23 protein-coding genes are annotated in these 22,650 nt (G+C 31.6%); 8 read left to right on the forward strand and 15 right to left on the reverse strand.

What is annotated here, in order from left to right; translation table 11 throughout:
- Positions 1 to 107: 107 nt before the first annotated feature.
- Genes RCG18_RS00235 through RCG18_RS00245 form a run of 3 tightly spaced genes read left to right on the forward strand, consistent with a single transcriptional unit; the run spans position 108 to position 3,764 of the window.
- Positions 108 to 1,565, forward strand: a complete 1,458-nt coding sequence (locus tag RCG18_RS00235) for a spore germination protein (RefSeq protein ID WP_308039444.1) — start codon at positions 108 to 110, stop codon at positions 1,563 to 1,565.
- Positions 1,555 to 2,643: a GerAB/ArcD/ProY family transporter gene (locus tag RCG18_RS00240; protein WP_308039445.1), complete on the forward strand. Its 1,089-nt coding sequence runs from the start codon at positions 1,555 to 1,557 to the stop codon at positions 2,641 to 2,643. Before RCG18_RS00235 ends, RCG18_RS00240 begins: the two co-directional genes overlap by 11 nt.
- Positions 2,640 to 3,764 carry a Ger(x)C family spore germination protein gene (locus RCG18_RS00245; protein WP_308039446.1) on the forward strand — a complete coding sequence of 375 codons (1,125 nt, stop codon included), beginning with the start codon at positions 2,640 to 2,642 and terminating at the stop codon, positions 3,762 to 3,764. Before RCG18_RS00240 ends, RCG18_RS00245 begins: the two co-directional genes overlap by 4 nt.
- Before the next feature lie 62 nt (positions 3,765 to 3,826).
- Here RCG18_RS00245 and RCG18_RS00250 read toward each other — a convergent pair whose 3' ends face one another.
- From RCG18_RS00250 to RCG18_RS00270, 5 genes are all read right to left on the reverse strand, one after another.
- A complete protein-coding gene (locus RCG18_RS00250) occupies positions 3,827 to 4,117 on the reverse strand; it encodes a hypothetical protein (protein WP_308039447.1) in 291 nt (96 codons plus the stop codon).
- 179 nt (positions 4,118 to 4,296) lie between these two features.
- The gene (locus tag RCG18_RS00255; protein WP_308039448.1) at positions 4,297 to 4,563 is read right to left on the reverse strand and encodes a hypothetical protein; all 267 of its coding nucleotides are present in this window, start codon (positions 4,561 to 4,563) and stop codon (positions 4,297 to 4,299) included.
- A 12-nt stretch (positions 4,564 to 4,575) separates the two neighbouring features.
- Positions 4,576 to 5,013, reverse strand: a complete 438-nt coding sequence (locus tag RCG18_RS00260; RefSeq protein ID WP_308039449.1) for a cytochrome b5 domain-containing protein — start codon at positions 5,011 to 5,013, stop codon at positions 4,576 to 4,578.
- Between the two features lie 186 nt (positions 5,014 to 5,199).
- Positions 5,200 to 6,150, reverse strand: a complete 951-nt coding sequence (menA, locus tag RCG18_RS00265; RefSeq protein WP_308039450.1) for a 1,4-dihydroxy-2-naphthoate polyprenyltransferase — start codon at positions 6,148 to 6,150, stop codon at positions 5,200 to 5,202.
- A gap of 211 nt (positions 6,151 to 6,361) precedes the next feature.
- Positions 6,362 to 6,853 carry an FMN-binding protein gene (locus RCG18_RS00270; protein WP_308039451.1) on the reverse strand — a complete coding sequence of 164 codons (492 nt, stop codon included), beginning with the start codon at positions 6,851 to 6,853 and terminating at the stop codon, positions 6,362 to 6,364.
- A gap of 338 nt (positions 6,854 to 7,191) precedes the next feature.
- On the opposite strand from RCG18_RS00270, the gene RCG18_RS00275 reads away from it, so the two are divergent.
- From RCG18_RS00275 to RCG18_RS00285, 3 genes are all read left to right on the forward strand, one after another.
- Positions 7,192 to 9,120 (forward strand): FAD-dependent oxidoreductase, encoded by a 1,929-nt coding sequence (locus RCG18_RS00275; protein WP_308039452.1) that lies wholly within the window; start codon positions 7,192 to 7,194, stop codon positions 9,118 to 9,120.
- A gap of 34 nt (positions 9,121 to 9,154) precedes the next feature.
- Positions 9,155 to 10,120, forward strand: coding sequence for a polyprenyl synthetase family protein (locus RCG18_RS00280; RefSeq protein WP_308039453.1), 966 nt, complete (start codon positions 9,155 to 9,157; stop codon positions 10,118 to 10,120).
- A 172-nt stretch (positions 10,121 to 10,292) separates the two neighbouring features.
- The gene (locus RCG18_RS00285; RefSeq protein WP_308039454.1) at positions 10,293 to 10,751 is read left to right on the forward strand and encodes a hydrogenase maturation protease; all 459 of its coding nucleotides are present in this window, start codon (positions 10,293 to 10,295) and stop codon (positions 10,749 to 10,751) included.
- Between the two features lie 516 nt (positions 10,752 to 11,267).
- Here RCG18_RS00285 and hisE read toward each other — a convergent pair.
- The 10 genes from hisE to RCG18_RS00335 form a co-directional block, all read right to left on the reverse strand.
- Positions 11,268 to 11,603 carry a phosphoribosyl-ATP diphosphatase gene (gene hisE / locus RCG18_RS00290; RefSeq protein ID WP_308039455.1) on the reverse strand — a complete coding sequence of 112 codons (336 nt, stop codon included), beginning with the start codon at positions 11,601 to 11,603 and terminating at the stop codon, positions 11,268 to 11,270.
- Between the two features lie 16 nt (positions 11,604 to 11,619).
- Positions 11,620 to 11,967: a phosphoribosyl-AMP cyclohydrolase gene (hisI, locus tag RCG18_RS00295; RefSeq protein ID WP_308039456.1), complete on the reverse strand. Its 348-nt coding sequence runs from the start codon at positions 11,965 to 11,967 to the stop codon at positions 11,620 to 11,622.
- 96 nt (positions 11,968 to 12,063) lie between these two features.
- Entirely contained in the window at positions 12,064 to 12,825 is a 762-nt protein-coding gene (hisF, locus tag RCG18_RS00300) for an imidazole glycerol phosphate synthase subunit HisF (RefSeq protein ID WP_308039457.1), read from the reverse strand.
- A gap of 107 nt (positions 12,826 to 12,932) precedes the next feature.
- Positions 12,933 to 14,003, reverse strand: coding sequence for a histidinol-phosphate transaminase (gene hisC / locus RCG18_RS00305; protein ID WP_308039458.1), 1,071 nt, complete (start codon positions 14,001 to 14,003; stop codon positions 12,933 to 12,935).
- 52 nt (positions 14,004 to 14,055) lie between these two features.
- On the reverse strand, positions 14,056 to 14,769 hold the full coding sequence (gene hisA / locus RCG18_RS00310; protein ID WP_308039459.1) for a 1-(5-phosphoribosyl)-5-[(5-phosphoribosylamino)methylideneamino]imidazole-4-carboxamide isomerase: 714 nt from the start codon (positions 14,767 to 14,769) through the stop codon (positions 14,056 to 14,058).
- The gene (gene hisH / locus RCG18_RS00315) at positions 14,766 to 15,383 is read right to left on the reverse strand and encodes an imidazole glycerol phosphate synthase subunit HisH (RefSeq protein ID WP_308039460.1); all 618 of its coding nucleotides are present in this window, start codon (positions 15,381 to 15,383) and stop codon (positions 14,766 to 14,768) included. The genes hisA and hisH overlap by 4 nt, the downstream gene beginning before the upstream one ends.
- A 24-nt stretch (positions 15,384 to 15,407) precedes the next feature.
- Positions 15,408 to 16,001, reverse strand: coding sequence for an imidazoleglycerol-phosphate dehydratase HisB (hisB, locus tag RCG18_RS00320; RefSeq protein WP_308039461.1), 594 nt, complete (start codon positions 15,999 to 16,001; stop codon positions 15,408 to 15,410).
- A 32-nt stretch (positions 16,002 to 16,033) separates the two neighbouring features.
- The gene (gene hisD, locus RCG18_RS00325; RefSeq protein ID WP_308041930.1) at positions 16,034 to 17,326 is read right to left on the reverse strand and encodes a histidinol dehydrogenase; all 1,293 of its coding nucleotides are present in this window, start codon (positions 17,324 to 17,326) and stop codon (positions 16,034 to 16,036) included.
- A gap of 59 nt (positions 17,327 to 17,385) precedes the next feature.
- Complete coding sequence (hisG, locus tag RCG18_RS00330) at positions 17,386 to 18,054, reverse strand: ATP phosphoribosyltransferase (RefSeq protein ID WP_308039462.1); 669 nt, start codon at positions 18,052 to 18,054, stop codon at positions 17,386 to 17,388.
- Between the two features lie 31 nt (positions 18,055 to 18,085).
- Positions 18,086 to 19,258, reverse strand: a complete 1,173-nt coding sequence (locus tag RCG18_RS00335) for an ATP phosphoribosyltransferase regulatory subunit (RefSeq protein ID WP_308041931.1) — start codon at positions 19,256 to 19,258, stop codon at positions 18,086 to 18,088.
- Positions 19,259 to 19,715: 457 nt separating this feature from the next.
- Here RCG18_RS00335 and RCG18_RS00340 point away from each other — a divergent pair, with 457 nt between their 5' ends.
- Positions 19,716 to 21,287, forward strand: a complete 1,572-nt coding sequence (locus RCG18_RS00340) for a sigma 54-interacting transcriptional regulator (RefSeq protein ID WP_308039463.1) — start codon at positions 19,716 to 19,718, stop codon at positions 21,285 to 21,287.
- Between the two features lie 152 nt (positions 21,288 to 21,439).
- On the forward strand, positions 21,440 to 22,642 hold the full coding sequence (megL, locus tag RCG18_RS00345) for a methionine gamma-lyase (protein ID WP_308039464.1): 1,203 nt from the start codon (positions 21,440 to 21,442) through the stop codon (positions 22,640 to 22,642).
- The last annotated feature ends 8 nt before the right edge of the window (positions 22,643 to 22,650 follow it).

Raw genomic sequence — 22,650 nt, forward strand, 5'->3', positions numbered from 1 at the left:
CATCTTTTAAAAATCTGTGATTCGAATCAAACTTTAATAATTTAGTACATTTTGGGTAAATCTATTAATATATTAGCTTTGCAACTAAATATAGAGGTGTTAAATTCATGGACAATAATACAATACCTTCATATAGTGATATCCTCAAAGCTCTGAGTGAAAGCTTTAGTGATTGCCCTGATATTATTATGAGAAAAGTATATTTAAAAAATGGAGTAGAAGGCTACTTTATATTTATAGAGGAATTAGTAAACTTTGATTTAGTACAAAGAGATTTTATATCTCATATACTCTCCATGCCATCTGAAGATCTTTGTAATGAAATTAAAGCTAGATCTCTTCCAGTATCTAACATTAAATTTTATTATGACATTCCCTCTATAGTAGATAATGTGTTATCTGGTGAGTTTATATTTATCTTTGATGGAATGAAATTTGCTATATCCTGTATTTTAAGAAGATTTGAAGGAAGAGCTATTGAAGAACCAATTGTAGAAAAAAACGTAAAGGGCTCTCATGAGGGTTTTGTTGAGACCCTTAATACCAATATTGCAATATTAAGAAGGAAAATAAAAAATAACAATCTTAAATTCAAAAGGCTACGTGTTGGAACTTCAACTAATCAAATTGTAGTTATTGCTTACATGCAAGGTATTGCTAACCCAGAGATTCTAAATGATTTATATAACAAAATCAAAAATATTAATATTGATGGAATAATTGGAATTGGATATATAGAACAACTTATATCAAGTTCCCCTAACTCCCCGTTCCCACAGTTCTTGTCTACCGAAAGACCTGACAAAGTTATGGCTATGCTACTTGAAGGAAGATTAGCTGTTATGCTAGATGGTACTCCTGTTACCACAATTGCACCTGTTTCAATCTTTTCCTTTCTTCAAGCACCAGATGACTATAATTCCAGCTGGATATTTGGCTCCTTTGTAGGTTTGTTAAGAGAGTTAGCAATGTTAATAGCTCTGTTTCTCCCAGGGATATATATAGCTATAACATCTTTTCACTACTATATGGTCCCTCTTAGATTATTAATTCCGCTGGCAGAATCTAGAGAAAGAGTACCTTTCCCTCCATATATCGAAGCTTTAATTATGGAGCTTACAATAGAGCTGATAAGAGAAGCCTCAATAAGACTTCCTTCATATATAGGCTCAACTATAGGTATTATTGGAGGTATTATTGTAGGTCAGGCAGCAGTTCAGGCAGGATTAGTCAGCGTATTAATGATTATAGTTGTTGCAATAACTGCAATAGCTTCATATACAACTCCTATATCGGATATGGGCTTTGCTATAAGATTTTTTAGATTTATAGTTATGATTGCATCTGCCACCTATGGACTAACAGGAATATTAATATGCTGGATATTACTACTTACCCACTTACTATCTTTAGAATCTTTAGGTCAGCCTTATTTTTCTCCTATTGTTCCATTTAAAGCTAAAGACCTAAAGGATGTATTCATACGTCTTCCACTTAAATACATGAAAAAGAGACCTGATTTACCAAGACCTATTGACAAGGAGAGAGGTAAAAATGATCAATAGTAAAAAACATAATATTACTTCCAAGCAACTTATGATATTTATTATATCCTCTGAAATAGGTTTCGGAATCGTTTCTCTACCTTCTACCTTAGCGGAAAAAGTTGGTCATGATGGTTGGATATCAGTATTGTTAACAGGAATTCTGTGCACTGTAGCCGTATATTTTATAATGATTCTCTTAAGGAGGTATTCAGATAAATCTATTTTTCAAATTAATATACTTTTGTATGGCAAAATTTTAGGTACCTTTATAAATTTTGCTTTATTTGCATATTTATCTTTTACTACTAGCGTTGCATCTAGAACTCTTACAGAACTTATTAGGGTAACATTGTTAAAACTTACTCCAAATATTGCTCTTTCCGCTGCGTTATTATTACCAACTATATATGTGTGCTCTAAGGGTCTTAAAGTTTTAGCTCGATTATCTAGTTTAATATCTTTTTCTTATATTGTTGCTATAATATTCTATTTGTCAGTACTAAAACATGCAAGTTTATCTTTTATACAACCTGTGGGAATTTCTGGAATACAAAAAATTTTACAAGGAATGCTTATTACTGGGTTTTCCTATTTGGGTTTTGAGCTGTCTGCAGTCGTATATCCTCATGTTACTGATAAGGATAAAGCTATTAAGTATGCCGTATATGCCAATATATTTACTACTTTCTTCTTTACCCTAATAGTTTTTTTGTTAACTATATTAACTGGAGAAGAGAAGCTTGGACTAACTACTTTCCCTCTATTTAACATAGCAACTTCTATTAGAATTCCTATATTTGAAAGAGCAGATATTTTCTTTGTAATGCTTTGGTTTCCTGTAATGGGAAGTGCTGTAAGGAGTTATTATTGCTCTACCTACCACTTTATAAGATTAATTTTTAAATTAGACGATGAATTGTTCCCCATGATATTGTTCTCTATATTTATTGTAATATTAGGGAGGATACCAAAAGGTTTAACTCAATTAAGTCAGTTTACTAAAATAGTAGGATACTTGGGAATTGGGGTTGTTGTTTATCTTATAGTATCTTTTCTATTTTCTTTTGTTAATAAGAGAGGTGTACTTATGAAATGAAAAAATATTTTAAATTCCTTTTTATTATTATATTTATTCCTTTACTGCTTACTGGATGCTGGGATCAAAAAATATATGAAGAAATCGGTTTTATCCTGCAGGTTGGAGTAGAAAGCGCTGAAGATCATAGACTACTCGCATCCTATACCTCTCCAGTAACAGACCCTAAAAAAAGAGAACAAGTAGAATTAATTTCTAGCAATGTAGGGAGTATTAGGGAATTTAGGGAAAATTCCAAAAGGGTTTCTGCAAAGCTACTTCAAGGAGGAAAGATACAACAAGTTGTAATATCGAGCTCTCTTGCGCAAAAAGGCATCATAAATCTTCTAGAAATATTTGAACGAGACCCTGCCAATCCTGCTATTGCACGTGTAGTTATTAGTGAAGATAGTCCTAAAGAATTATTTGATTATGCTCAGAAGCTCGGAGATAAGCCGAGACCTTCATTTTATTTGGAACAATTAATTAGAAACAACTCCGAAAGCGGATTCTGCCCTGATGTATCTGTATTTGATTTTAGCCGTACTTATTTTGCTCCTGGTATAGATCCTATAACTCCTATGGTTAAGATAGAAAACGAAATGGGCAAAGGATTACGTATTGATGGTTGTGCACTATTTTCTGGTGATAAAATGGTAGGGAAAATTAAACCTAAGGAAACCTCATTGCTTTTGGCAATGAAAGGTAAAATGTCTCAAACAGAATATATTTTTACTACTGTAGGCCCTCCTAAAAATGATTCGTCTGGAAAAACTGGAGCTGCCGTTATGCTTGCTAAGCCAAAGAGGAAAATAAAAATTAATATTGAAAATAATATTCCTACAGTTAAAATGTCCCTATCCTTTAAAGGTGATTACGATGAGCGTGAATGGAACCATATAGATAAAAAAGAAATACAAAAAGAATATGAAGAAATAATGGCTAAAGAGCTAAAATCAGAATGCATGAAAATACTAAAATATACACAAGAAGTAGGTAGTGATCCTTTAGGTATTGGTAACTTAGTTAGAGCTAAACATAACTCCTTTTGGCAAAACCACAAATGGGGAGAAGTATATAAGAGCATTGTATTTGACGTGGATGTTACCTTAGATATCGTCAGACATGGATTAATTAAATAAATCTGTATTCATGTTACTAGGAGAATACAATTACAATATTCCTATAGTAACATGAATACCTATTAATATGTAATTGTTATATTTGGAGCTATTCCAGCTAAATGAGCTTCATATTCGCACTCATCGTATATATTTTCTGCATCACCATATCCATTAAGAATATTTTCAAAATACAACATGATCACCTTTTTTATGTATTCTGCATAGTGAAATTCCCTAGTTTCCTCTCCCTCTTGCAAACATTCAAAATATAAATTTTTAAATCTTTTTGCCATCCTACCCATATCCTCGGGTTTATCATTATTAAAAGCTTTTTCAACTTCTTCTTTGGCTTTATTTAATCTATTTATCATTATTTAAAATCCTCCTAACTACCACAAGACAAAATTATTACTTTTGTTTTTGCATCATGTTTAACCACCTATATTATGCCACATATTTCATAAAAATTGTAGTATGTTTGAATGAAAAAAGGAGCAAAAATCGCTCCCTTGGTTCATTTCATAAATTATTAAAAAGTCTTTATTGTTATCTACTCTTCAACATTCTCCTTATCACCTTCAATACTGTGTAGAATTGCTACCTGGCTATCCAGCTGTTCTTTTTCAACTACAATTTCTGTCCATTCTCCCGCTAGGTTGCTGTTAAAGCTGCGAAGATGATCATAAAGATTCTCTGAATCTACGTGGCTATTTTTATCAACAATAATGGACAATCTTTTAATCCTCTTTATGTTATGAGCCTTGCAAAGAGCTTCTAGAGAATCCGATATTTTATTTAGCAATACAGTATCATGCATATATATTCCCCCTTATTTTTTTATAGTTCCTATCTTAGGAATGCTATTTAAAACCTCCGCATTCCCCATATGACATCCAGAAAATTCACCAGTTAAATCTTTTCCTGAATATAGTCCATAATGAGTTCCGCCTCCCCATGCAGGATTTACACTTACGTCATATACTATCCCATTTACTACAACATAAGCTGGCTTCCCTCCTTCTCCATTATAATTAGACAATTCCTCTAATGTGAGCTCTTTCTGCCTTTTTAGACTTATGTTTTTAAAAGTATCTTCATCACATCTTTTGATTATTAACTTTTTTAATTTTTTTATTTCTAGTTGTTTTAGCTTCATAAAATGATGTCTTATATATGGACATAAACTAAAAGTTAACAAGTAATTATAATAAAATATATTATCCTTAGCATCTTGGATTTGCTCTTTTAGCTTATACTTTTTATACATATGCTTATTTCTCCATACTTATTCATTCAATAAAATATATGATTTTTAATTCTAACTATTCCTTAAATATGTTTATTTTGATAAGCGATATAGTTATCTTATACTAATTTTATAGCTATAAATACAAGCCTTTCAATAAATTATATACATCAAAAAATAAAATAGCACCACGAATATTTCTTAGTGCTAATAATTGATAAAAACTGTTATACCTATAAAAAAGACTATAATTATATTCATAAATAGAAAATTTTTAACGGCCAATGCAAAGGTTTCACTCTTAATAGGTTTTTTAACAAAAATGTTTATATTCTTATTTATCGGAATTATTGTAATTAACGCTAGTATAGCTATACTAGGAATTATCTTTAATACAAATAATATTATTATATCTATGTATCCAATAAAATAAAGAATCTTAAAAAGTTGTAATGCCCTTTTTTTACTTATATAGTAAGGTAATGTATATCTATTATTTATTATGTCTTTTTCTATATCGCATATGTTATTAGCTAACATTATGTTTGATATACCAACTATAGATGGTATAGAATATAAAAATATATAAAATATCTCTATTACATTTATGCTTAATGTTAAGATGTTATTTCTATACACTAAAGACACAATATTTTGATCATATATATGAATATAAATTGATAAAAATAAAATTACAAACCCCATAAAAAAACCTGAAAATAGTTCACCTAATGGCATACGAGAAATCGGAATTGGACCAAAAGTATAAAATATACCTATAAAGAATGAAACAACACCTATAAAAAGAACAATTATATTTGTATTTAAGGTTAATATAATTCCAAAAGTAACTGCAATAGTTAACAAGCTAAATATTGCAACTAAGGCTGTAGATTCTTTAATACTACCCTCTATAACTATGTTTTCAACTTTACAACTGTCCAAATGAGATTTATTTGCTTTTTTATAGTCACAATAGTTATTTATGGCTGTTGTAGCCATATCAAAAGCAATTAGTGATATAAACATTATTATAAAATTGTAAAATTTAAAACTTTTATAATGATATAAAGAATACACTGCTCCTAGCGCAAAAGGAATTACACTAGCTATTTTAGTTCTAATTTCAACAAATTTTAAAAAACTGCCTAATGACAACTTCTAACCCTCCAGTTTTATTAAATGAAACTCCTTCTCCTTCCGTCGAATGAGTAAGCGATTCACTACAAATCAGCACATCTGTGTAAGCGACCATCTCAAAATCATAGATTTTGGATGCCTGCTTAAGATTTGAGTTCTATGCTTAATAAAAGGCCTTAGGTTTATCTAATACCTAAGGCCTTTTTAAGACTACTTATCTATTATTTCATTACTTGCCTATAGTAACCTTTGATACTGAAGTATCACCTTTTTTCGCATTTTCAACTAGCTGAGTAGAAAGCTTTTTAAAATTGTTTGTAGAAGTAGTTGCCCCAGTTACAGTATCTACTTTTGCTGGATCCTGTTTTGCTACTAGTGAGTCAGTCAACTGCTTAGTATATTTAACTGGACTTGTTTTATTCTTTTCTTCCATTGCCTTGTTATAACCTGCATCTTGAGTTTTGAATTTTCCATCTTTATTAACATAGTCAAATTTAGCTGAAGCGATTTTTCCATCCTTTACTTCCATCTCTGCAAATGGCTTCCATCCTCTTTCATCGAAGTCTGAAGCCTCAGCCTTGTAATTTCCATCTTTAAAAGCTGCTTGAGTAGTTGAATTTGAATTAGCAGGTGCTGCTTCTTTCTTTTCACCGCATCCAGCTAGTAAACCTGTACTTATAATTACCGATGCTAATAAACCTAATAAAAACTTTTTTTTCATAATGCATTCCCCCATATTAATATATTAAATATTAAAACATTATTAGAATTTTTGGACAATCTAATTATACTACATTTGAACAATATTGTATATGTTTTACAAGGTTATAATAACCTAATTTTCGTAATTAAATTAATTTTAGTTATAATTATCAAAAAATTTATCCATTCAATTGATTAAATTTGCTATTAAATTACATGTTTAGTTAATTTATAACAAATAATTCCTCTTATATCATCAATAACACATATGGACATATTATGGATTTAGATATAAAATCTTATTATAGATTAATTTACATTTCGACCAAATTATGTGGTATTACAAGGGGGTATCTTATGTTTAATGATTCGAAAATACTTATTTTAGGTGCTGGATACGGTGGTGTAAGAGTAGCAAAAAAACTAGCTAAAAAATACAAAAAAAATCCTAATGTAGAAATTACACTAATTGATAAAAATCCATTCCACACTTTGATGACAGAACTTCACGAGGTTGCTGGAGGGAGAGTTGAACCAGAATCTGTACAAATTGAGTTAAGTAAAATATTCCACAAAACAAAGGTAAAGGTAGTTACCGATTATATTACTAAAGTAGATACTGATAAAAAAATTGTAACTACTACTTTTGGAGAATATAATTATGATTACCTGGTAATAGGCACTGGCTCTGAACCAGCATTCTTTAACGTTCCAGGTGTAAAAGAAAATGGTTTTACACTTTGGTCCTTTGAAGATGCAATTCGTATAAGAGAGCATGTACATTCAATGTTCTCAAATGCAGCAAAAGAAAGAGATGAAAACAAAAGAAAGGAACTTCTTACTTTTACAATAGCAGGTTCTGGCTTTACTGGAATCGAAATGGTTGGAGAGCTTCTTGAATGGAAAAGTAAGCTATCAAAAGATTACAATGTAGATGAAAAAGAGGTTAGAATTTTAGTTGTGGAAGCCATGTCTACAATTTTGAATATGCTAGATCGTAAACAGGCTAATAAAGCTGAGAAATATATGTTTAAGCATAAAATAGACCTAATAAAGGATTCACCTATTGTTGAAGTAACATCAAATTCTATAAAACTTAAAAATGGAGATGAAATTTCAACTAAAACTCTTATTTGGACCTGTGGTATACAAGCTAATCAACAGTCCTCTGAATATGGTCTAGAAAGTGGAAAAGCGGGCAGACTAGTTACAAATGAATATATGCAAGCAATGGGAAAAGAAGATGTATTTGTAGTTGGAGATATTTCTTACTATGAGGAAGAACCGGGTAAAGGAAATCCTCAAATAGTTGAAGCAGCAATGCACACTGGAGACACAATAGCGAATAATATATCTGCATTACTAGAATCTAAAAAATTAACTAAATTTAAACCAAAATATCACGGTTTTATGGTCTCTATTGGTGGAAGATACTGTGTAGCAAACCTTTCAGGATTTAAATTATCTGGATTCTTTGCTATGGTTATGAAACACTTAGTTAACCTTCATTACCTATGGGGAGTAAATGGGATAAATGCTTGTTATCATTACTTAGTACATGAATTTTTCTCAATTAAAGATAAACGAAGTATAATGAGAGGGCATCTATCATCAAAAGGAAACCGACTATGGCTTATACCTCTTAGATTATTTATAGGGTCCCTTTGGGTATTAGAAGGCTTAAAGAAATTTGTTGGCGAAAGTACCTGGGCTAAAAAAGGACTTCAATCTATATTATCTGGACCTGGTCCTGATAGCTGGATTAAATCCGGAAATATAAAACTTCCTTTTGAATGGTTAGCTTCTGCTGCTAACTCAGGAGCTTCAGAATATGTTAAAAGTGCTGATGCAGCTGCACAAACTGCTTCTGCTCAACCAATACCTATATTAAGTCATATGCCAGGCTTTTATAAATTCTTGATGAATATAATGATACCTAATCCTGATATTGCAATTTGGTTTCAAAGAATGGTTGTATTTACGGAAATATGTATTGGATTAGCTTTACTTGCAGGATTATTTACATTTTTAGCAAGTGCCGCTTCTGCCTTTTTAGTTGTTAACTTTGTACTTTCTGCTATGGCAGGATGGGATATACTATGGTACTTCTTCGGCGCTATTGCATTAATGTCTGGAGCTGGAAGAACCTTTGGTTTAGATTATTGGGTAATGCCATGGATAAGTGAACAATCGAGTAAATGGTGGCTCGGAAAAAGAATACCTGTTTATAATCAAGAGCTACAAGTTAAAGAATTTATATCCCATAAAGAAAGTATAAACTCGTAGTTAAAAATAATCACTAGATTTGAGGAATAATCTTATGGATAAAATATGGAATAAATATGACGATGTAAGTAATGAGCTAAAAGCTGTAGTTTCTTTAATGGAAAGTAATATTAAATGTAAAGATAAAAAAATAGAAAATTCTATAAAGGAATTAATTCACTCTGGCGGAAAGCTACTAAGACCTGCTTTTGTTATAATATCTTCCCATTTTGGCAGCTATAATCCTAAGAAAGCAATACCTTTAGCAGCTGCCGTTGAAATGCTTCATATGGCAACTTTAGTTCATGATGATATTATCGACGATGCTAAGCTTAGAAGGGGGCAAGAGACTATTCAATCAAAATACGGAAAAGATTACGCAGTATATATAGGTGATTTTCTTTTCTGTGTATGTTTCAAAATTTTAGCTTCTTCTACGACCTTAGAAAACATTAAAATAGATAGTAATTCTATGTCGAGAATTTGTTTGGGTGAAATAGATCAGTTTAACTCGAGATTTGATAGTACTCTTTCGGTCAGGAATTACTTAAATAGAATTTCCGGAAAAACCGCTGAGTTATTTTCACTGTCATTATATATCGGTGCCGCAGAAAGTGGTTGTGCTGATGCCCTTTGCAAAAGATTTTGGCATATAGGTCATAATATAGGCATGGCATTTCAAATAATCGATGACATATTAGACTATACAGGCTCTAATGATTCAATAAAAAAATCTGCCGCAGTTGACATAAAGCAAGGAATATTTACTTTACCCTTTATCTATGCCGCCCGAAAAAACAAAAGTTCCTTTATTCCATATCTAGAAAAACAAATTTTTTCAGATAAAGATGTTATGGATCTTATGCTTTTAGTAAACAAATATAATGGCATAAATAGTGCAAAACAACTTGCACATAAATATACTGAAAAAGCTTTTAAACTAATCAATAAACTGCCAGAAAACCCATATAAAATAGTTTTAAATGAAGTTACTGAATATCTTCTTAAAAGAACTTATTAAAAAATGGAGCAGCCAATATATTACTATATTGGTCGCTCTTTCTTATATTTAAAATGAATAACATCAGGCTCATTAGCATATGCTTAAATTCCTATTAACAACTTTAAAAAATTAGCATTTAATAGCTGTTCATATGCATATATTTTATTGAAACAAATGATTGGAGGTTGCTATGAACAAGAAGATTATTGCTGTAGGTAATATAGTCATGTGTGACGATGGAATAGGTGTAAAAATCGCCGAACTTTTGCACCATGATTTTAAGCTATTGGGATTTGAAACGGTAATTGGTGAAACAAATATAGAATATTGTATGGATAAAATAAGAAACGACGATTTTTTAGTAGTTCTAGATTCAAGCTATTACGATATTGAACCTGGAACTGTTACTGTAACTCCATTAGAACAAATCGATCCTGATACTTTACATTTTTCACAAAACACATTGACTTTATTAGAGCTAATAAAGTTGTATAATAAAAAAATTTCGGGCTTTCTTATATCTGTTGAAGCTTCCGAAATATATTTTAATCCTGACCTTAGTGAAGATTTGAAGGTAAGATTTCGTGATATATGTAATCACTGTCTAAATTATGTTACTATAATTAATAAACTAAGGACTACATCCTAAAGCTATAATTTTTTTAACATTGCTTCGAAATTTTTATAGATATTCAACTTAAGTATTTGACTTATTAGCGGTATTCATAGGGGTACCTCTTCTGTACTGTTAATAATTTTAGTTATCTCTAAGGCTTGCTGCTAACATAAAATCATTAAATGTACTGTCAGATGTACCCCTATGAATACCTTAGTTAAGTCAATTATCAAAGTTAGATATCTATCAGAAAAGTAACTAGAAAGTTAGATTATACAGAGGGATATGTTTCCAAAGCTGAAGTAGATTTAAAAACTTTGTGCCAGTCTTAGTGAAGGGTTTTAAGAGAACCTTAGAACTTTAGAGTTGTTTGAGCGCAGCGAGTTCTCGAAAGTTCTTAGGTTGTCTTGAAACACAAGCTTTAGACTGGCTAAAAGTTTTTAACGTGCTGAAGCTTGGAAACATAGCACGGCGTATAATCTAACTTTCAGCCTAATGCTATATATAGGGTCTTATGTCACATAATTTTTATTTCACGAAATGTAGGTTTTAATGAATTCCTTCTACTGATTTTCTCTCTGGTTTTTTGTTGCATATTTTTTGCCTTCTTTTTTCAAGCTCTGTTACTATATCATCAATAGTTATATCTTGATATGCCATTAATACTAATAGATGATAAATTAAGTCACAGGTTTCATATACGACTTCGTCTTTATCATTATTTTTGCTCCCTATTATAACCTCAGCACTTTCTTCGCCAATTTTCTTTAGTATTTTATCTATGCCCTCACTAAAAAGATAACTTGTGTAAGAGCCTTCTATAGGATCCTTTTTTCTTTCTTGTATTACCTCGTAAAGTTGTTCTACAATATTTTTTAATTCCATTAATACAACCCCCTATTTATATAATATTTCTATAAAAACAGCTTTTACTTCCAGTATGGCAAGCTGCTCCTATTTGATTAACTTTTATAAGTAAAGTATCTCCATCGCAGTCTAAACTAATATTTTTTACATATTGAAAATGTCCCGATGTTGCTCCTTTATTCCAAAACTCCTGTCTCGATCTACTCCAGAACCAAGTTGTTCCTGTCTCTATAGTTTTCTTTAAAGATTCTTCGTTCATATATGCAAGCATTAACACTTCTCCACTTTTAAAATCTTGAATAATTGTCGGAATTAAACCTTTAGCAAAATCTACTTCTTTTAATATTTCTATATTTACATTATTTAATTCTACATTTTCCATATTTATTACCTTTCTGCATTCATCACCTGTATAATGCCCTACCTGCTACAATGAGAGTTAGTCATTACTATTAGCTGAATTTATTAATAAAATCCTTTATAATCTTACTTCAACTGATTTTTCTTTAAGATAATTTTTAACCTGAGATATACTCAATTCTCTATAATGAAAAAGTGAAGCTGCTAACGCTGCATCTGCTCCAGTTTCTTCAAACACATCATAGAAGTGCTCTAATTTCCCACAACCACCTGAAGCTATGACTGGAATATTGCAAGACTCTACTACTGCCTTTGTAAATTCTATATCGTAACCATTTTTTGTTCCGTCTGCATCCATACTTGTTAAAAGTATTTCTCCAGCACCTAAAGCTTCAACCTTTTTTACCCATTCTAAAGCATCAAATCCTGTATCTATTCTCCCACCATTTATAACTACATTCCAACCAGAACCATCTTCTCTTTTCCTTCCATCTATGGCAACCACTACGCATTGACTCCCAAATCTTTCAGCTGCTCTTTTAACAAGTTCTGGATCTCTTATGGCTGCTGAATTTACGGATATTTTATCTGCACCAGCTCTTAATATATCCTTAAAATCCTCCAAAGTTCTTATGCCGCCTCCAACAGTAAGAGGAATAAAAACTTTTTCAGCGGTTCTTTTAACTACATCAATCATTGTGTTTCTTCCTTCATGAGTAGCAGTTATATCTAGAAAAACTATTTCATCTGCTCCCTCTCGGTTATAAAAATCTGCTATCTCAACAGGATTACCAACATCCTTTAAGTTAACAAAATTTACTCCTTTAACAACTCTTCCCATATTAACATCAAGGCAAGGTATTATTCTTTTTGTAAGCAAACTCTACACCTCTCTCCATACTTTATACTTAAGTAACCTTCCTAACAACAGAACCCTATGATTAGATCCTTCGTTGAAACTATCTTTAACTACAAGAATTGAGTCACCTAGCCCTTAAGTTCATCTATAATTTCTTTGACTTTTTCTACAAAAAAATCCATGTCTTCATCTGATCCTATACTAATTCTTAAATAATTATTTATTCTATCTTTATTAAAAAATCTTACTAATACACCTTTTTCTCTTAGTTTAGTAAAAAGTTCTTTTGCAGAACATGTAGAATGAGATACAAAAATAAAATTAGCTTTTGAAGGCACAACATTAAAACCAAGTATCATTAATTTTTCAATAACTTTTTCTCTTGTATTTATTATTTTTGATACACATTCTTTAAAATATTCTTCATCCTTTATTGCTTCTACTGCAGCTATGGCAGCAACCCTGTCTATTGTATAAGAATTAAAGGAATTTTTTATTCTATTTAGCCCATCTATAAGCTCCTCTTGACCAAGGGCAAATCCTAAGCGAATTCCTGCTAAGGAACGAGATTTGGATAAAGTTTGTATTACTAAAAGATTTGTGTAGTCCTTTATAAGACTCACTACTGAAGTTCCTCCAAAATCTATGTATGCTTCATCAATTATAACTACTTTATTAGAGTTATAATCTAAAATCTTTTTTATTGATGCTATATCCAAGCATTTCGCTGTTGGTGCATTAGGATTAGGAATTACAATCCCACCATTTTTAGCCATAAACTCATCAATAGGTATAGAAAAATCCTCTTTTAATTTTGCAAGCTTATAATTTATATTATATAAATCTGCGTAAACCGGGTAAAAACTATAGCTTATATCCGGGAAAATTATAGTTTCATTGGTATTAAAAAATGCTAAGAATGACAATGCTAAAATCTCATCTGAACCATTACCTATAAAAACTTGATTTCTATCTAAGTTATAGTACTTTGCAATAGTTTCACTTAATTCATCACAATTAGGATCTGGATAGAGTCTTAAATCTGCATTTGCTGCATTTCTTATTGCTTCTAAAACCTTTGGCGATGGTGGATATGGATTCTCATTGGTATTTAATTTTACATACTTTTTATCCTTTGGCTGTTCACCGCAAACATAAGGTTCTATGCTTTTGGTGATTTCACTCCAATACTTACTCATTATTAACACACACCTTCTACTTTGATCTTTTTCACCAACTTAATTTAAATAATTATCTACATTCCTCTATAGCTTCTTTTAAATCTATGTTTCCACAGTATATTGCTTTACCAGTAATAGCTCCATAAATACCCATTTTGTTTATAGTTATTAAATCTTCAATATCTTTAATTCCACCTGAAGCTATTATATTACAACTTACACTATTCTGAATTTTACCAAGCTGCTCTAAATTAGGTCCCTGAAGAGTACCATCCTTGCTTATATCCGTAAAGATAATAGTCTCAACCCCTATTTTTTCCATTTCCTTAGCAAAGTCTATATAATCTACATTACTTACATTAAGCCATCCGTTTACTGCAACCTTTTCATTCTTTGCATCTATTCCTACTGCTAATTTTTCTCCATATTTTTTTACTGCTTCCATTACAAACTGTGGATCTTTTAAAGCAGCTGTTCCAAGTATTACTCTTGATACTCCTGCTTCAATAAGCATATCTACAGTTTCCATATCTCTAATACCGCCACCAAGCTCTACTGGAATCCCTACTGTTTTAACTACTTCAGATATAACCTTTAGATTTTTAATCTCTCCATTAAGTGCACCATCTAAATCAACCATGTGGATATATTTTGCCCCACTTTCTTTAAAGCTTATAGCAATCTTTAAAGGATCCTCTCCCACTACTTCTGATTCTTCAAACTTTCCTTGATACAATCTAACACATTTGCCATCTCTTAAATCTATAGCCGGAAATATTATCATTTTATCAACTCCCAAAAATTTTTTAACATTTGCATTCCAGGTTCTCCACTTTTTTCGGGATGAAATTGAAGTCCAAATACATTACCCTTGCTAACTACTGCTGGAGTATCAATGTCATAAAAGCTGTGTGCATTAAGTACTCCTTCTTCCTCAATTTGTGCATAAAAAGAATGTACAAAATATACGTAGCTGCCTTCTTCAACATCTTCTAATATTTCACAAGGTTTATCTATAATAAGGTCATTCCAACCCATATGAGGTATTTTTAAATCAACCTCAAACTTTTTAATCTTTCCTTTTAAAAATCCAAGACCTTCTGTTATCCTAACCTCTTCACTTTCTTCAAATAAAAGCTGCATTCCGAGGCATATCCCCATAAGAGGAGTTTCGTTTTTAACAGCTTCCTTTAATACTTTATCAAGACCTAACTTTTTTATATTTTCTATAGCATCTGGAAATGCTCCCACACCAGGTAATAATATCCCGCTGCTACTCATTATTTCTTCCCCATTATCTGTTATTTTAGCTTTAGCTCCTATGAACTCAAAAGCTTTTTCAACACTTCTCAAATTTCCCATTCCATAATCTACTATAGATATCTTTTTTTCTTTCAACTTTATCCCTCACTTTTTATAGGATTATAGATTTCCCTTTGTAGACATAGCCCCTTTAATTTTTTCATCCTTAATAGTTGCTTCTCTTAAAGCTCTTCCAAGTGCCTTAAAAAGACCTTCTATCATATGATGAGCATTTTTCCCATAAAGCACTTTTGCATGAAGAGTTATTCCTGCATTAAAAGCTAAGGCTCTAAAAAACTCTTCTACCATCTCCGTATCCATCTCTCCAACCTTTTCTGAATTAAATTCACCTTCAAAAACTAAATAAGGTCTTCCACTTATATCCATAGATATCATACATAAGGCTTCGTCCATTGGAACAAAAGCAGTGCCATATCTCTTTATACCCGCCTTATCCCCAAGAGCTTTTTCTATACATTTGCCAAGAGTAATTCCTACATCCTCTATTGTGTGATGGCAATCTATATAAAGATCACCCTTTGCCTTTACATCTAAATCTAAGATGCCATGTTTGGCAAAAAGTGAAAGCATATGATCGAAAAAACCAACTCCCGTTTCTATGCTGTAATTTCCTTCTCCATCTAAATTGACTTCTATACTAATATCCGTTTCCTTAGTGGTTCTAGTAATTTCTGCTTTTCTTATACTTTCCATGTATACCTCTCCATTTCTATTGCTCTATACTCCTACTTCATTCGCACTGCTATTGAATTAGCGTGAGCTGTAAGCCCTTCTGTATCTGCAAGCTTAATTATCTTACCTCCAACATCAAATAATGCTTCTTTTGAGTAATACATAAAACTTGATTTTTTCACAAAATCATCTACTGAAAGTGGTGAGAAAAATCTTGCTGTTCCACTTGTTGGCAGAACGTGATTTGGTCCTGCTATATAGTCTCCTAATGGTTCTGGCGAATAAGATCCTAAAAATATAGATCCCGCATTTTTTATTTCTCCCAAAACTAAAAATGGATTTTCAACACAGACTTCTAAGTGCTCTGGTGCAATTTTGTTTGACATATCAATTGCTTCTTTTAGATTATCTACTACTATAGTTACTCCGTAGTTTTTAAGAGAATCTAAAATAATATCTTTTCTGCTTAGATTTTCTACCTGTAGCGCTAATTCTTCTTTTACTTTTTCCGCCAATTCTAAAGATGTAGTAACTAGTATTGATGACGCTAATCTATCATGTTCTGCCTGTGACATTAAGTCTGCTGCTATATATTTTGCATTTCCACTTTCATCTGCTATAATTAGAATTTCGCTAGGACCTGCTATCATATCTATATCCACATAACCATAGACACTCTTTTTTGCCATAGCCACGTAAATATTTCCTGGTCCAACTATTTTATCTACCTTATCAATACTCTCTGTTCCAAAAGCAAGCGCCCCTACTGCTTGTGCTCCTCCTACCTTGTAAATCTCATTGACTCCAGCTACGTCTGCTGCTACAAGTATATTAGGATCAATGCTTCCATCCTTTGAAGGAGGGGTTACCATAACTATATTTTTAACACCTGCTACCTTAGCTGGAATAGCATTCATAAGCACCGATGATGGATAAGATGCAGTTCCACCTGGAACATAAATTCCTACATTCTCTAAAGGACTTATATTCTGCCCAAGCATAACTCCCTTTTCTTTAGTAATCATCCAAGAATTTCTTTTTTGCTTCTCGTGGAAGAATTCTATATTCTGAGAAGCTAACTTAATAGCATCCAGGAATTCCTTATCAACTACTTTATACGCCTTCTTAATTTCTTCTTTGCTTACTAAAATGTTATTTTTATTTACATTCTCGCTATCAAATTTATTTGTGTATTTTATTAAAGCTTCATCTCCATTTTCTTTTATGTCATCTAATATATTTTTAACTGTATTTGTTACATCTTGTTGTACACTTTCTTCCCTATCCTTAAGCTTATCTAGATATCTTTTACCTTCTTCAGTATTTCCATATACCACATTTATAATGTCCATAACTTAACCTCCAATTACAGCGATAGTTTGTCATTCTTCTCCCTTAGAAATTTCTATGCATTACTTGCTAATAAAACGTCTCTTGAACTTACCTCTCTATGAACTTTTTCAATTATTTCCTCTATCTCATCCTTTTTCATCTTCATGCTAGCCATATTTACTACCATTCTTGCACTTATGCTGCATATATCTTCGTAAACTTCAAGACCGTTTTCCTTTAGAGTATTCCCTGTTTCAACAATGTCCACTATGGCATCCGATAAACCTAATATAGGAGTAAGTTCTACTGATCCTTCTATTTTTATAATTTCAACATCCTGTCCTATTTTTCTAAAATATTCTCTTGCCACATTTGGATACTTAGTTGCAATCTTTTTTCTGTTATATCCTTCATAAAAGTTTGAGTTTTTTGGTCCAGCCACTGTAAATTTGCAGCAACCAAATTTTAGATCTAAGACTTCATAAAAATTTTTATTCTGCTCTAATAGAGTATCTTTTCCGACAATACCTATATCAACTACTCCATGTTCAACGTAAGTTAGCACATCTGGTGCTTTTACAAGTACAAAGTCTATATTATAACGTTCATCATGAAATATAAGCTTTCTTCCTTTATTTTTAAGTTGGCTACAGTCAATTCCTGCTGATTCAAATATATCTATAGCACCTTCTTCAATTCTTCCTTTAGTAAGGGCTATTCTAACTGTGTTTTTATTTTCCATATTAAAACTCCTTATCCTGATTAAAATAAATTTACACTATTATGACCTTATTTATTCCTTTTTCTTTTGCATACTTCATAGCCTCTTCCTTAGACCCTAAAAGACTGAGTTCGGCAATTATATTTTTTTCTCTTAACTCCTCAGCTTTTTTATAAGCTTCCTTAAAAGATTCATCTTTATAATAAATTAATACTCTCTCTCTAGTTTCTACTTGATTTGCATTTTCAAGAGCTCTAATTACACTGTCCACATCTAATGCAAAACCTGTAGCTGGCTGATCCTCACCAAATTGGCGGATTAAGTTATCATATCTTCCTCCGCTCAGTATGTTTCCACCTACTCCGTGAGTATATCCTCTAAAAATTATTCCAGTGTAATAATCCAAATGCTGCACCATTCCCAAATCTACTGATAAGTAATCTTTAAATCCTGCACTTTTAATTATGCTGTAAACTTTTCTTATGCTCTCAATAGATTTAAGTACTTTAGGATTATCTGTTAGCTCTTCTGCTTTGTCCAAAATTTTAATATCTCCAAATAATCTTGGTAGTTCCTTCAGCATACGTAGTGTACTCTTATTTATTACATCTTTTTTATCTTCTAAAAGCTCCGACAGAGCTGTGAAATTTTTATTTTCTATATATTTTCTTAATCTTTCTTTATCTTCATCACTTATATTTATTTCTTCAATTACTGCTTTAAAAAATTCCGCTTGCCCGAGCTCTATTTTAAAGTCCTTAAGCCCGCATTTAATCAATGCCGTAATTCCCATTATTATAGCCTCGGCATCTGCTATAAGACTTTTAACCCCTATTATCTCAATACCGGATTGAGTAATTTCACTATTTTTACCATTTAAACTTTCATTAACTCTGTATATATTTGATGTATAACATAATTTTAATGGATGAGGTGCCTCTCTTAATTTAGTAGCTGCAATTCTTGCTATTGGTGTAGTCATATCTGGCCTTAACACTAATATCCTCCCTTGATTATCAAATAGCTTATACATTTTTTCTTGAGGCAATGTAGCATTTTCACCATTGAATACATCATAGAACTCAAGGGTTGGTGACACTACTTCTAAGAATCCACTATTCATATAGGTTTTTCTTAATATATTTTCAAGTTCTATTTTTTTTGTACACTCTTCAAATAAAGTATCCTTTGTCCCCTCCGGTATATATCTTCTCCACTTAACCATCACATTCATTTCCCCATTTCATCACGTTACCAATTTATCATGGTAAAGCACTAATTCGTCATAGTAATATACTAACAGTTTATTTCTATAATTTCAATAGGATATCCAAAATATTAATAATTTTTCTATGATTAAAATGAAACTACTTTTCCTTTCGTCGAATGAGTACTCGTTGAGTAAGCGATCATCATAAAATCAGCACATCTGTGTAAGCGACCATCTCAAAATCATAGATTTTGGATGCCTGCTTAAGATTTGGGATATCTACTTAAGATTTTGGATGCCTGCTTAATTGACTTTTTATTTTATAGACTTTTAATCTTATATTTGGTATGTTTAAATTATTAAAAATTACTATATGCTCTATAATTTATAAGAATGTAGAATCCTAACCCAGAAAGTTAGTTTTCAGCTTTATATCCTGTATTTTATATTAGAATAAAAGGAGTAGTTATTAATGAAAAATTATCTAAGGCTTAAAATAACAGCAAAAGACCGAGTTGGCATAGTGCTGGATATTTTAAAAAAGCATTATGAGAATAATATAAATATACACTCTCTAGAAGTTTTTCCCGGCAAAGCATACATAAAAATTGAAATTTTAAAAACTGAAAACAAACTGAATTTAATTAACAGCATACTTTCTTTAGGTGAAGTATTTGAAGTTCAGGATGTAGAGTTGCTTCCTTATGAGAGAAATGAGCGAAGATTACTTGCTATGATAGACGCTGTACAGGATGGTATTATGGCCATAAACCAGAACGAAGAAATTGAACTTTTCAACAAGTACTGTGAGAACATATTTCACATAGATAAAGAAAGTGTTCTTGGAAAAAATGTCGGTGAATTTTTAGGCTTTGAAGCACCTATGATTAAGCTTTTAAAAACTGGAGAAAATTATGACAACACTGAGGTACATATAAAAAATAAGAATGGTCATATTCATTATATTACCACAGGACGTCCTATAAAAGATGATAAAGGAAAAACTATAGGTGCAGTTGCTTCTCTTAAGGATATAAATGAAGCAATAGAATTATCTAATGCTATTACATCAAAAGAAGAAATAGCTTTTAAAGATATTATTGGAAATAGTTTTTCAATTTTAAAAGTAAAAAAAATATGCTCTGCTGTGGCTAAAAGTAATTCTACTATACTACTTCGAGGCGAAAGTGGTACAGGCAAAGAACTTTTTGCAAAAGCTATCCATAATTTGAGTTCAAGAACTGATAGAAACTTTGTTGCTATAAATTGTGCTGCCCTTCCTGATAATCTTATAGAAAGCGAACTTTTCGGATACACAAAAGGAAGCTTTACCGGTGCAAAGGAAGAGGGAAAAGATGGTCTTTTTAAAATAGCAGATAAGGGAACTATATTCCTAGATGAGATAGGTGAACTTTCTCTTTCCCTTCAAGCAAAACTTTTAAGAGTACTTCAAGAAGGAACCATAAGAAAGATAGGAAGTGTGTTAGAGGAAAAGATAAATGTAAGAGTAATAGCTGCTACAAACAGAAATCTGGAATCTATGATTAAAGATGGAACTTTTAGAGAAGATTTGTACTACAGACTTAATGTAATACCTATATTTATACCTCCTCTTAGAGATAGAATTGAAGATATCCCTATGTTAGTTACTTTTTTTATAAATAAATTAAATAAACAGCTGGATAAAAACATAAAAGGTGCTGAAACTGAATTTATCGAGAAACTAGTAAAATATCAATGGCCTGGAAACGTAAGAGAATTGAGAAATGTTGTAGAGAGAGCAATGAACTTATGTTATAGTAATCTACTTAATGAAGATAACTTAATTTTAGATTTAGAAAAAAATACAAATTATATAAATGAAGAAAAAAGAGATGATTTTAGTTTTACTCTCAAAGAAGTGGTAGAAATCGCTGAAAAGAAAGCACTGTTATCAGCAATAAAAAAACATTCTAGCTTCAGAAAAGCTGCAAAAACTTTAGGTATATCTCATACAACTATAATGAATAAAATAAAAAAATATAATATAGAGTGTAAAGAATAATTTACATACGTAAAGAAAAGTTGCCACAATTTAATATTGAATGGCAACTTTTCTTTACACATTGACACAAATAGCCCCTTAAACGATTGGCATGGGTTTTGCTTTATATATAATCAAAATTATATTTTATAGAAATAAGGGGGATAAATCTCATGGAAAATATAAAGGAAATGGGTTTTGACACAAGAGCAATACATGGAGGACATATTGGGGATAAGCAATTTGGTTCTTTAGCTACTCCTATATATCAAACATCAACCTTCATATTTGATTCAGCAGAACAAGGCGGAAACAGATTTGCTGGACAAGAAAACGGATACATATACACAAGATTAGGAAATCCAACTTGCACAGAAGTTGAAGAAAAATTAGCTCTACTTGAAGGCGGAGAAGCTGCAGTAGCTACAGGATCAGGCATGGGTGCTATTTCATCTGCTCTTTGGACTGCATTAAAAGCTGGAGATCATGTAGTTGCATCCGACACTTTATATGGTTGCACTTTTGCTCTTTTAAATCATGGTCTTACAAGATTTGGCATTGATGTAACTTTTGTAAATGCATCAAATCTTGAAGAAGTAAGAGAAGCATTAAGACCAAACACAAAAGTAGTTTATCTTGAAAGTCCTGCAAACCCAACATTAAAAATTAATGATATTAGACAAATATCTGACATTGCTCACAAAAATGACAGTGATTGTCTTGTATTTGTTGATAACACATTCTGTACTCCATGTCTTCAAAGACCATTAGAGTTAGGTGCGGACGTTGTAGTTCACTCTGCTACTAAATACTTAAACGGTCATGGAGATGTTATAGCAGGATTTGTTGTTGGTAAACAAGACTTTATAAACCAAGTTAGATTCTTTGGATTAAAGGACATGACAGGTGCTGTACTTAGTCCATTTGATGCTTACCTTATCATAAGAGGTATGAAAACTTTACCTATAAGAATGGAAAGACATTGTAAAAATGCTATGGAAGTTGCTAAATTCTTAGAAGCACATCCTGCAGTAGATAAAGTTTATTATCCTGGACTAGAAAGCTTTGAAGATTATGAGCTTGCAAAGAAACAAATGAGCCATCCAGGAGCTATGATTTCCTTTGAATTAAAAGGAGGAGTTGAAGAAGGAAAAACTGTTATGAATAATGTTAAACTTTCAATTCTTGCAGTAAGTTTAGGCGATGCTGAAACACTTATTCAACACCCAGCTTCTATGACTCACTCACCATATACAGCAGAAGAGAGACATGCTGCTGGTATTAGCGATGGTTTAGTTAGACTATCCGTTGGTCTTGAAAATGTTGAAGACATAATAGCAGATTTAAAACAAGCTCTTGACTTAATAGTAAAATAGTTTGTAAA

Origin of the sequence: Clostridium sp. OS1-26 (genome assembly GCF_030915445.1) — a bacterium.
In the GTDB taxonomy this organism is placed as follows: Bacteria; Bacillota; Clostridia; order Clostridiales; family Clostridiaceae; genus Clostridium_AM.

Excerpts from the sequence above, each read along its gene's own strand:
- RCG18_RS00235 (WP_308039444.1), top strand. The coding sequence starts at position 108 with ATGGACAATAATACAATACCTTCATATAGTGATATCCTCAAAGCTCTG.
- RCG18_RS00240 (WP_308039445.1), top strand. The coding sequence starts at position 1,555 with ATGATCAATAGTAAAAAACATAATATTACTTCCAAGCAACTTATGATA.
- RCG18_RS00245 (WP_308039446.1), top strand. The coding sequence starts at position 2,640 with ATGAAAAAATATTTTAAATTCCTTTTTATTATTATATTTATTCCTTTA.
- RCG18_RS00250 (WP_308039447.1), bottom strand. The coding sequence starts at position 4,117 with ATGATAAATAGATTAAATAAAGCCAAAGAAGAAGTTGAAAAAGCTTTT.
- RCG18_RS00255 (WP_308039448.1), bottom strand. The coding sequence starts at position 4,563 with ATGCATGATACTGTATTGCTAAATAAAATATCGGATTCTCTAGAAGCT.
- RCG18_RS00260 (WP_308039449.1), bottom strand. The coding sequence starts at position 5,013 with ATGTATAAAAAGTATAAGCTAAAAGAGCAAATCCAAGATGCTAAGGAT.
- RCG18_RS00270 (WP_308039451.1), bottom strand. The coding sequence starts at position 6,853 with ATGAAAAAAAAGTTTTTATTAGGTTTATTAGCATCGGTAATTATAAGT.
- RCG18_RS00275 (WP_308039452.1), top strand. The coding sequence starts at position 7,192 with ATGTTTAATGATTCGAAAATACTTATTTTAGGTGCTGGATACGGTGGT.
- RCG18_RS00280 (WP_308039453.1), top strand. The coding sequence starts at position 9,155 with ATGGATAAAATATGGAATAAATATGACGATGTAAGTAATGAGCTAAAA.
- RCG18_RS00285 (WP_308039454.1), top strand. The coding sequence starts at position 10,293 with ATGAACAAGAAGATTATTGCTGTAGGTAATATAGTCATGTGTGACGAT.
- hisE (WP_308039455.1), bottom strand. The coding sequence starts at position 11,603 with ATGGAATTAAAAAATATTGTAGAACAACTTTACGAGGTAATACAAGAA.
- hisI (WP_308039456.1), bottom strand. The coding sequence starts at position 11,967 with ATGGAAAATGTAGAATTAAATAATGTAAATATAGAAATATTAAAAGAA.
- hisC (WP_308039458.1), bottom strand. The coding sequence starts at position 14,003 with ATGAGTAAGTATTGGAGTGAAATCACCAAAAGCATAGAACCTTATGTT.
- hisA (WP_308039459.1), bottom strand. The coding sequence starts at position 14,769 with ATGATAATATTTCCGGCTATAGATTTAAGAGATGGCAAATGTGTTAGA.
- hisB (WP_308039461.1), bottom strand. The coding sequence starts at position 16,001 with ATGGAAAGTATAAGAAAAGCAGAAATTACTAGAACCACTAAGGAAACG.
- hisG (WP_308039462.1), bottom strand. The coding sequence starts at position 18,054 with ATGGAAAATAAAAACACAGTTAGAATAGCCCTTACTAAAGGAAGAATT.
- RCG18_RS00335 (WP_308041931.1), bottom strand. The coding sequence starts at position 19,258 with ATGGTTAAGTGGAGAAGATATATACCGGAGGGGACAAAGGATACTTTA.
- RCG18_RS00340 (WP_308039463.1), top strand. The coding sequence starts at position 19,716 with ATGAAAAATTATCTAAGGCTTAAAATAACAGCAAAAGACCGAGTTGGC.
- megL (WP_308039464.1), top strand. The coding sequence starts at position 21,440 with ATGGAAAATATAAAGGAAATGGGTTTTGACACAAGAGCAATACATGGA.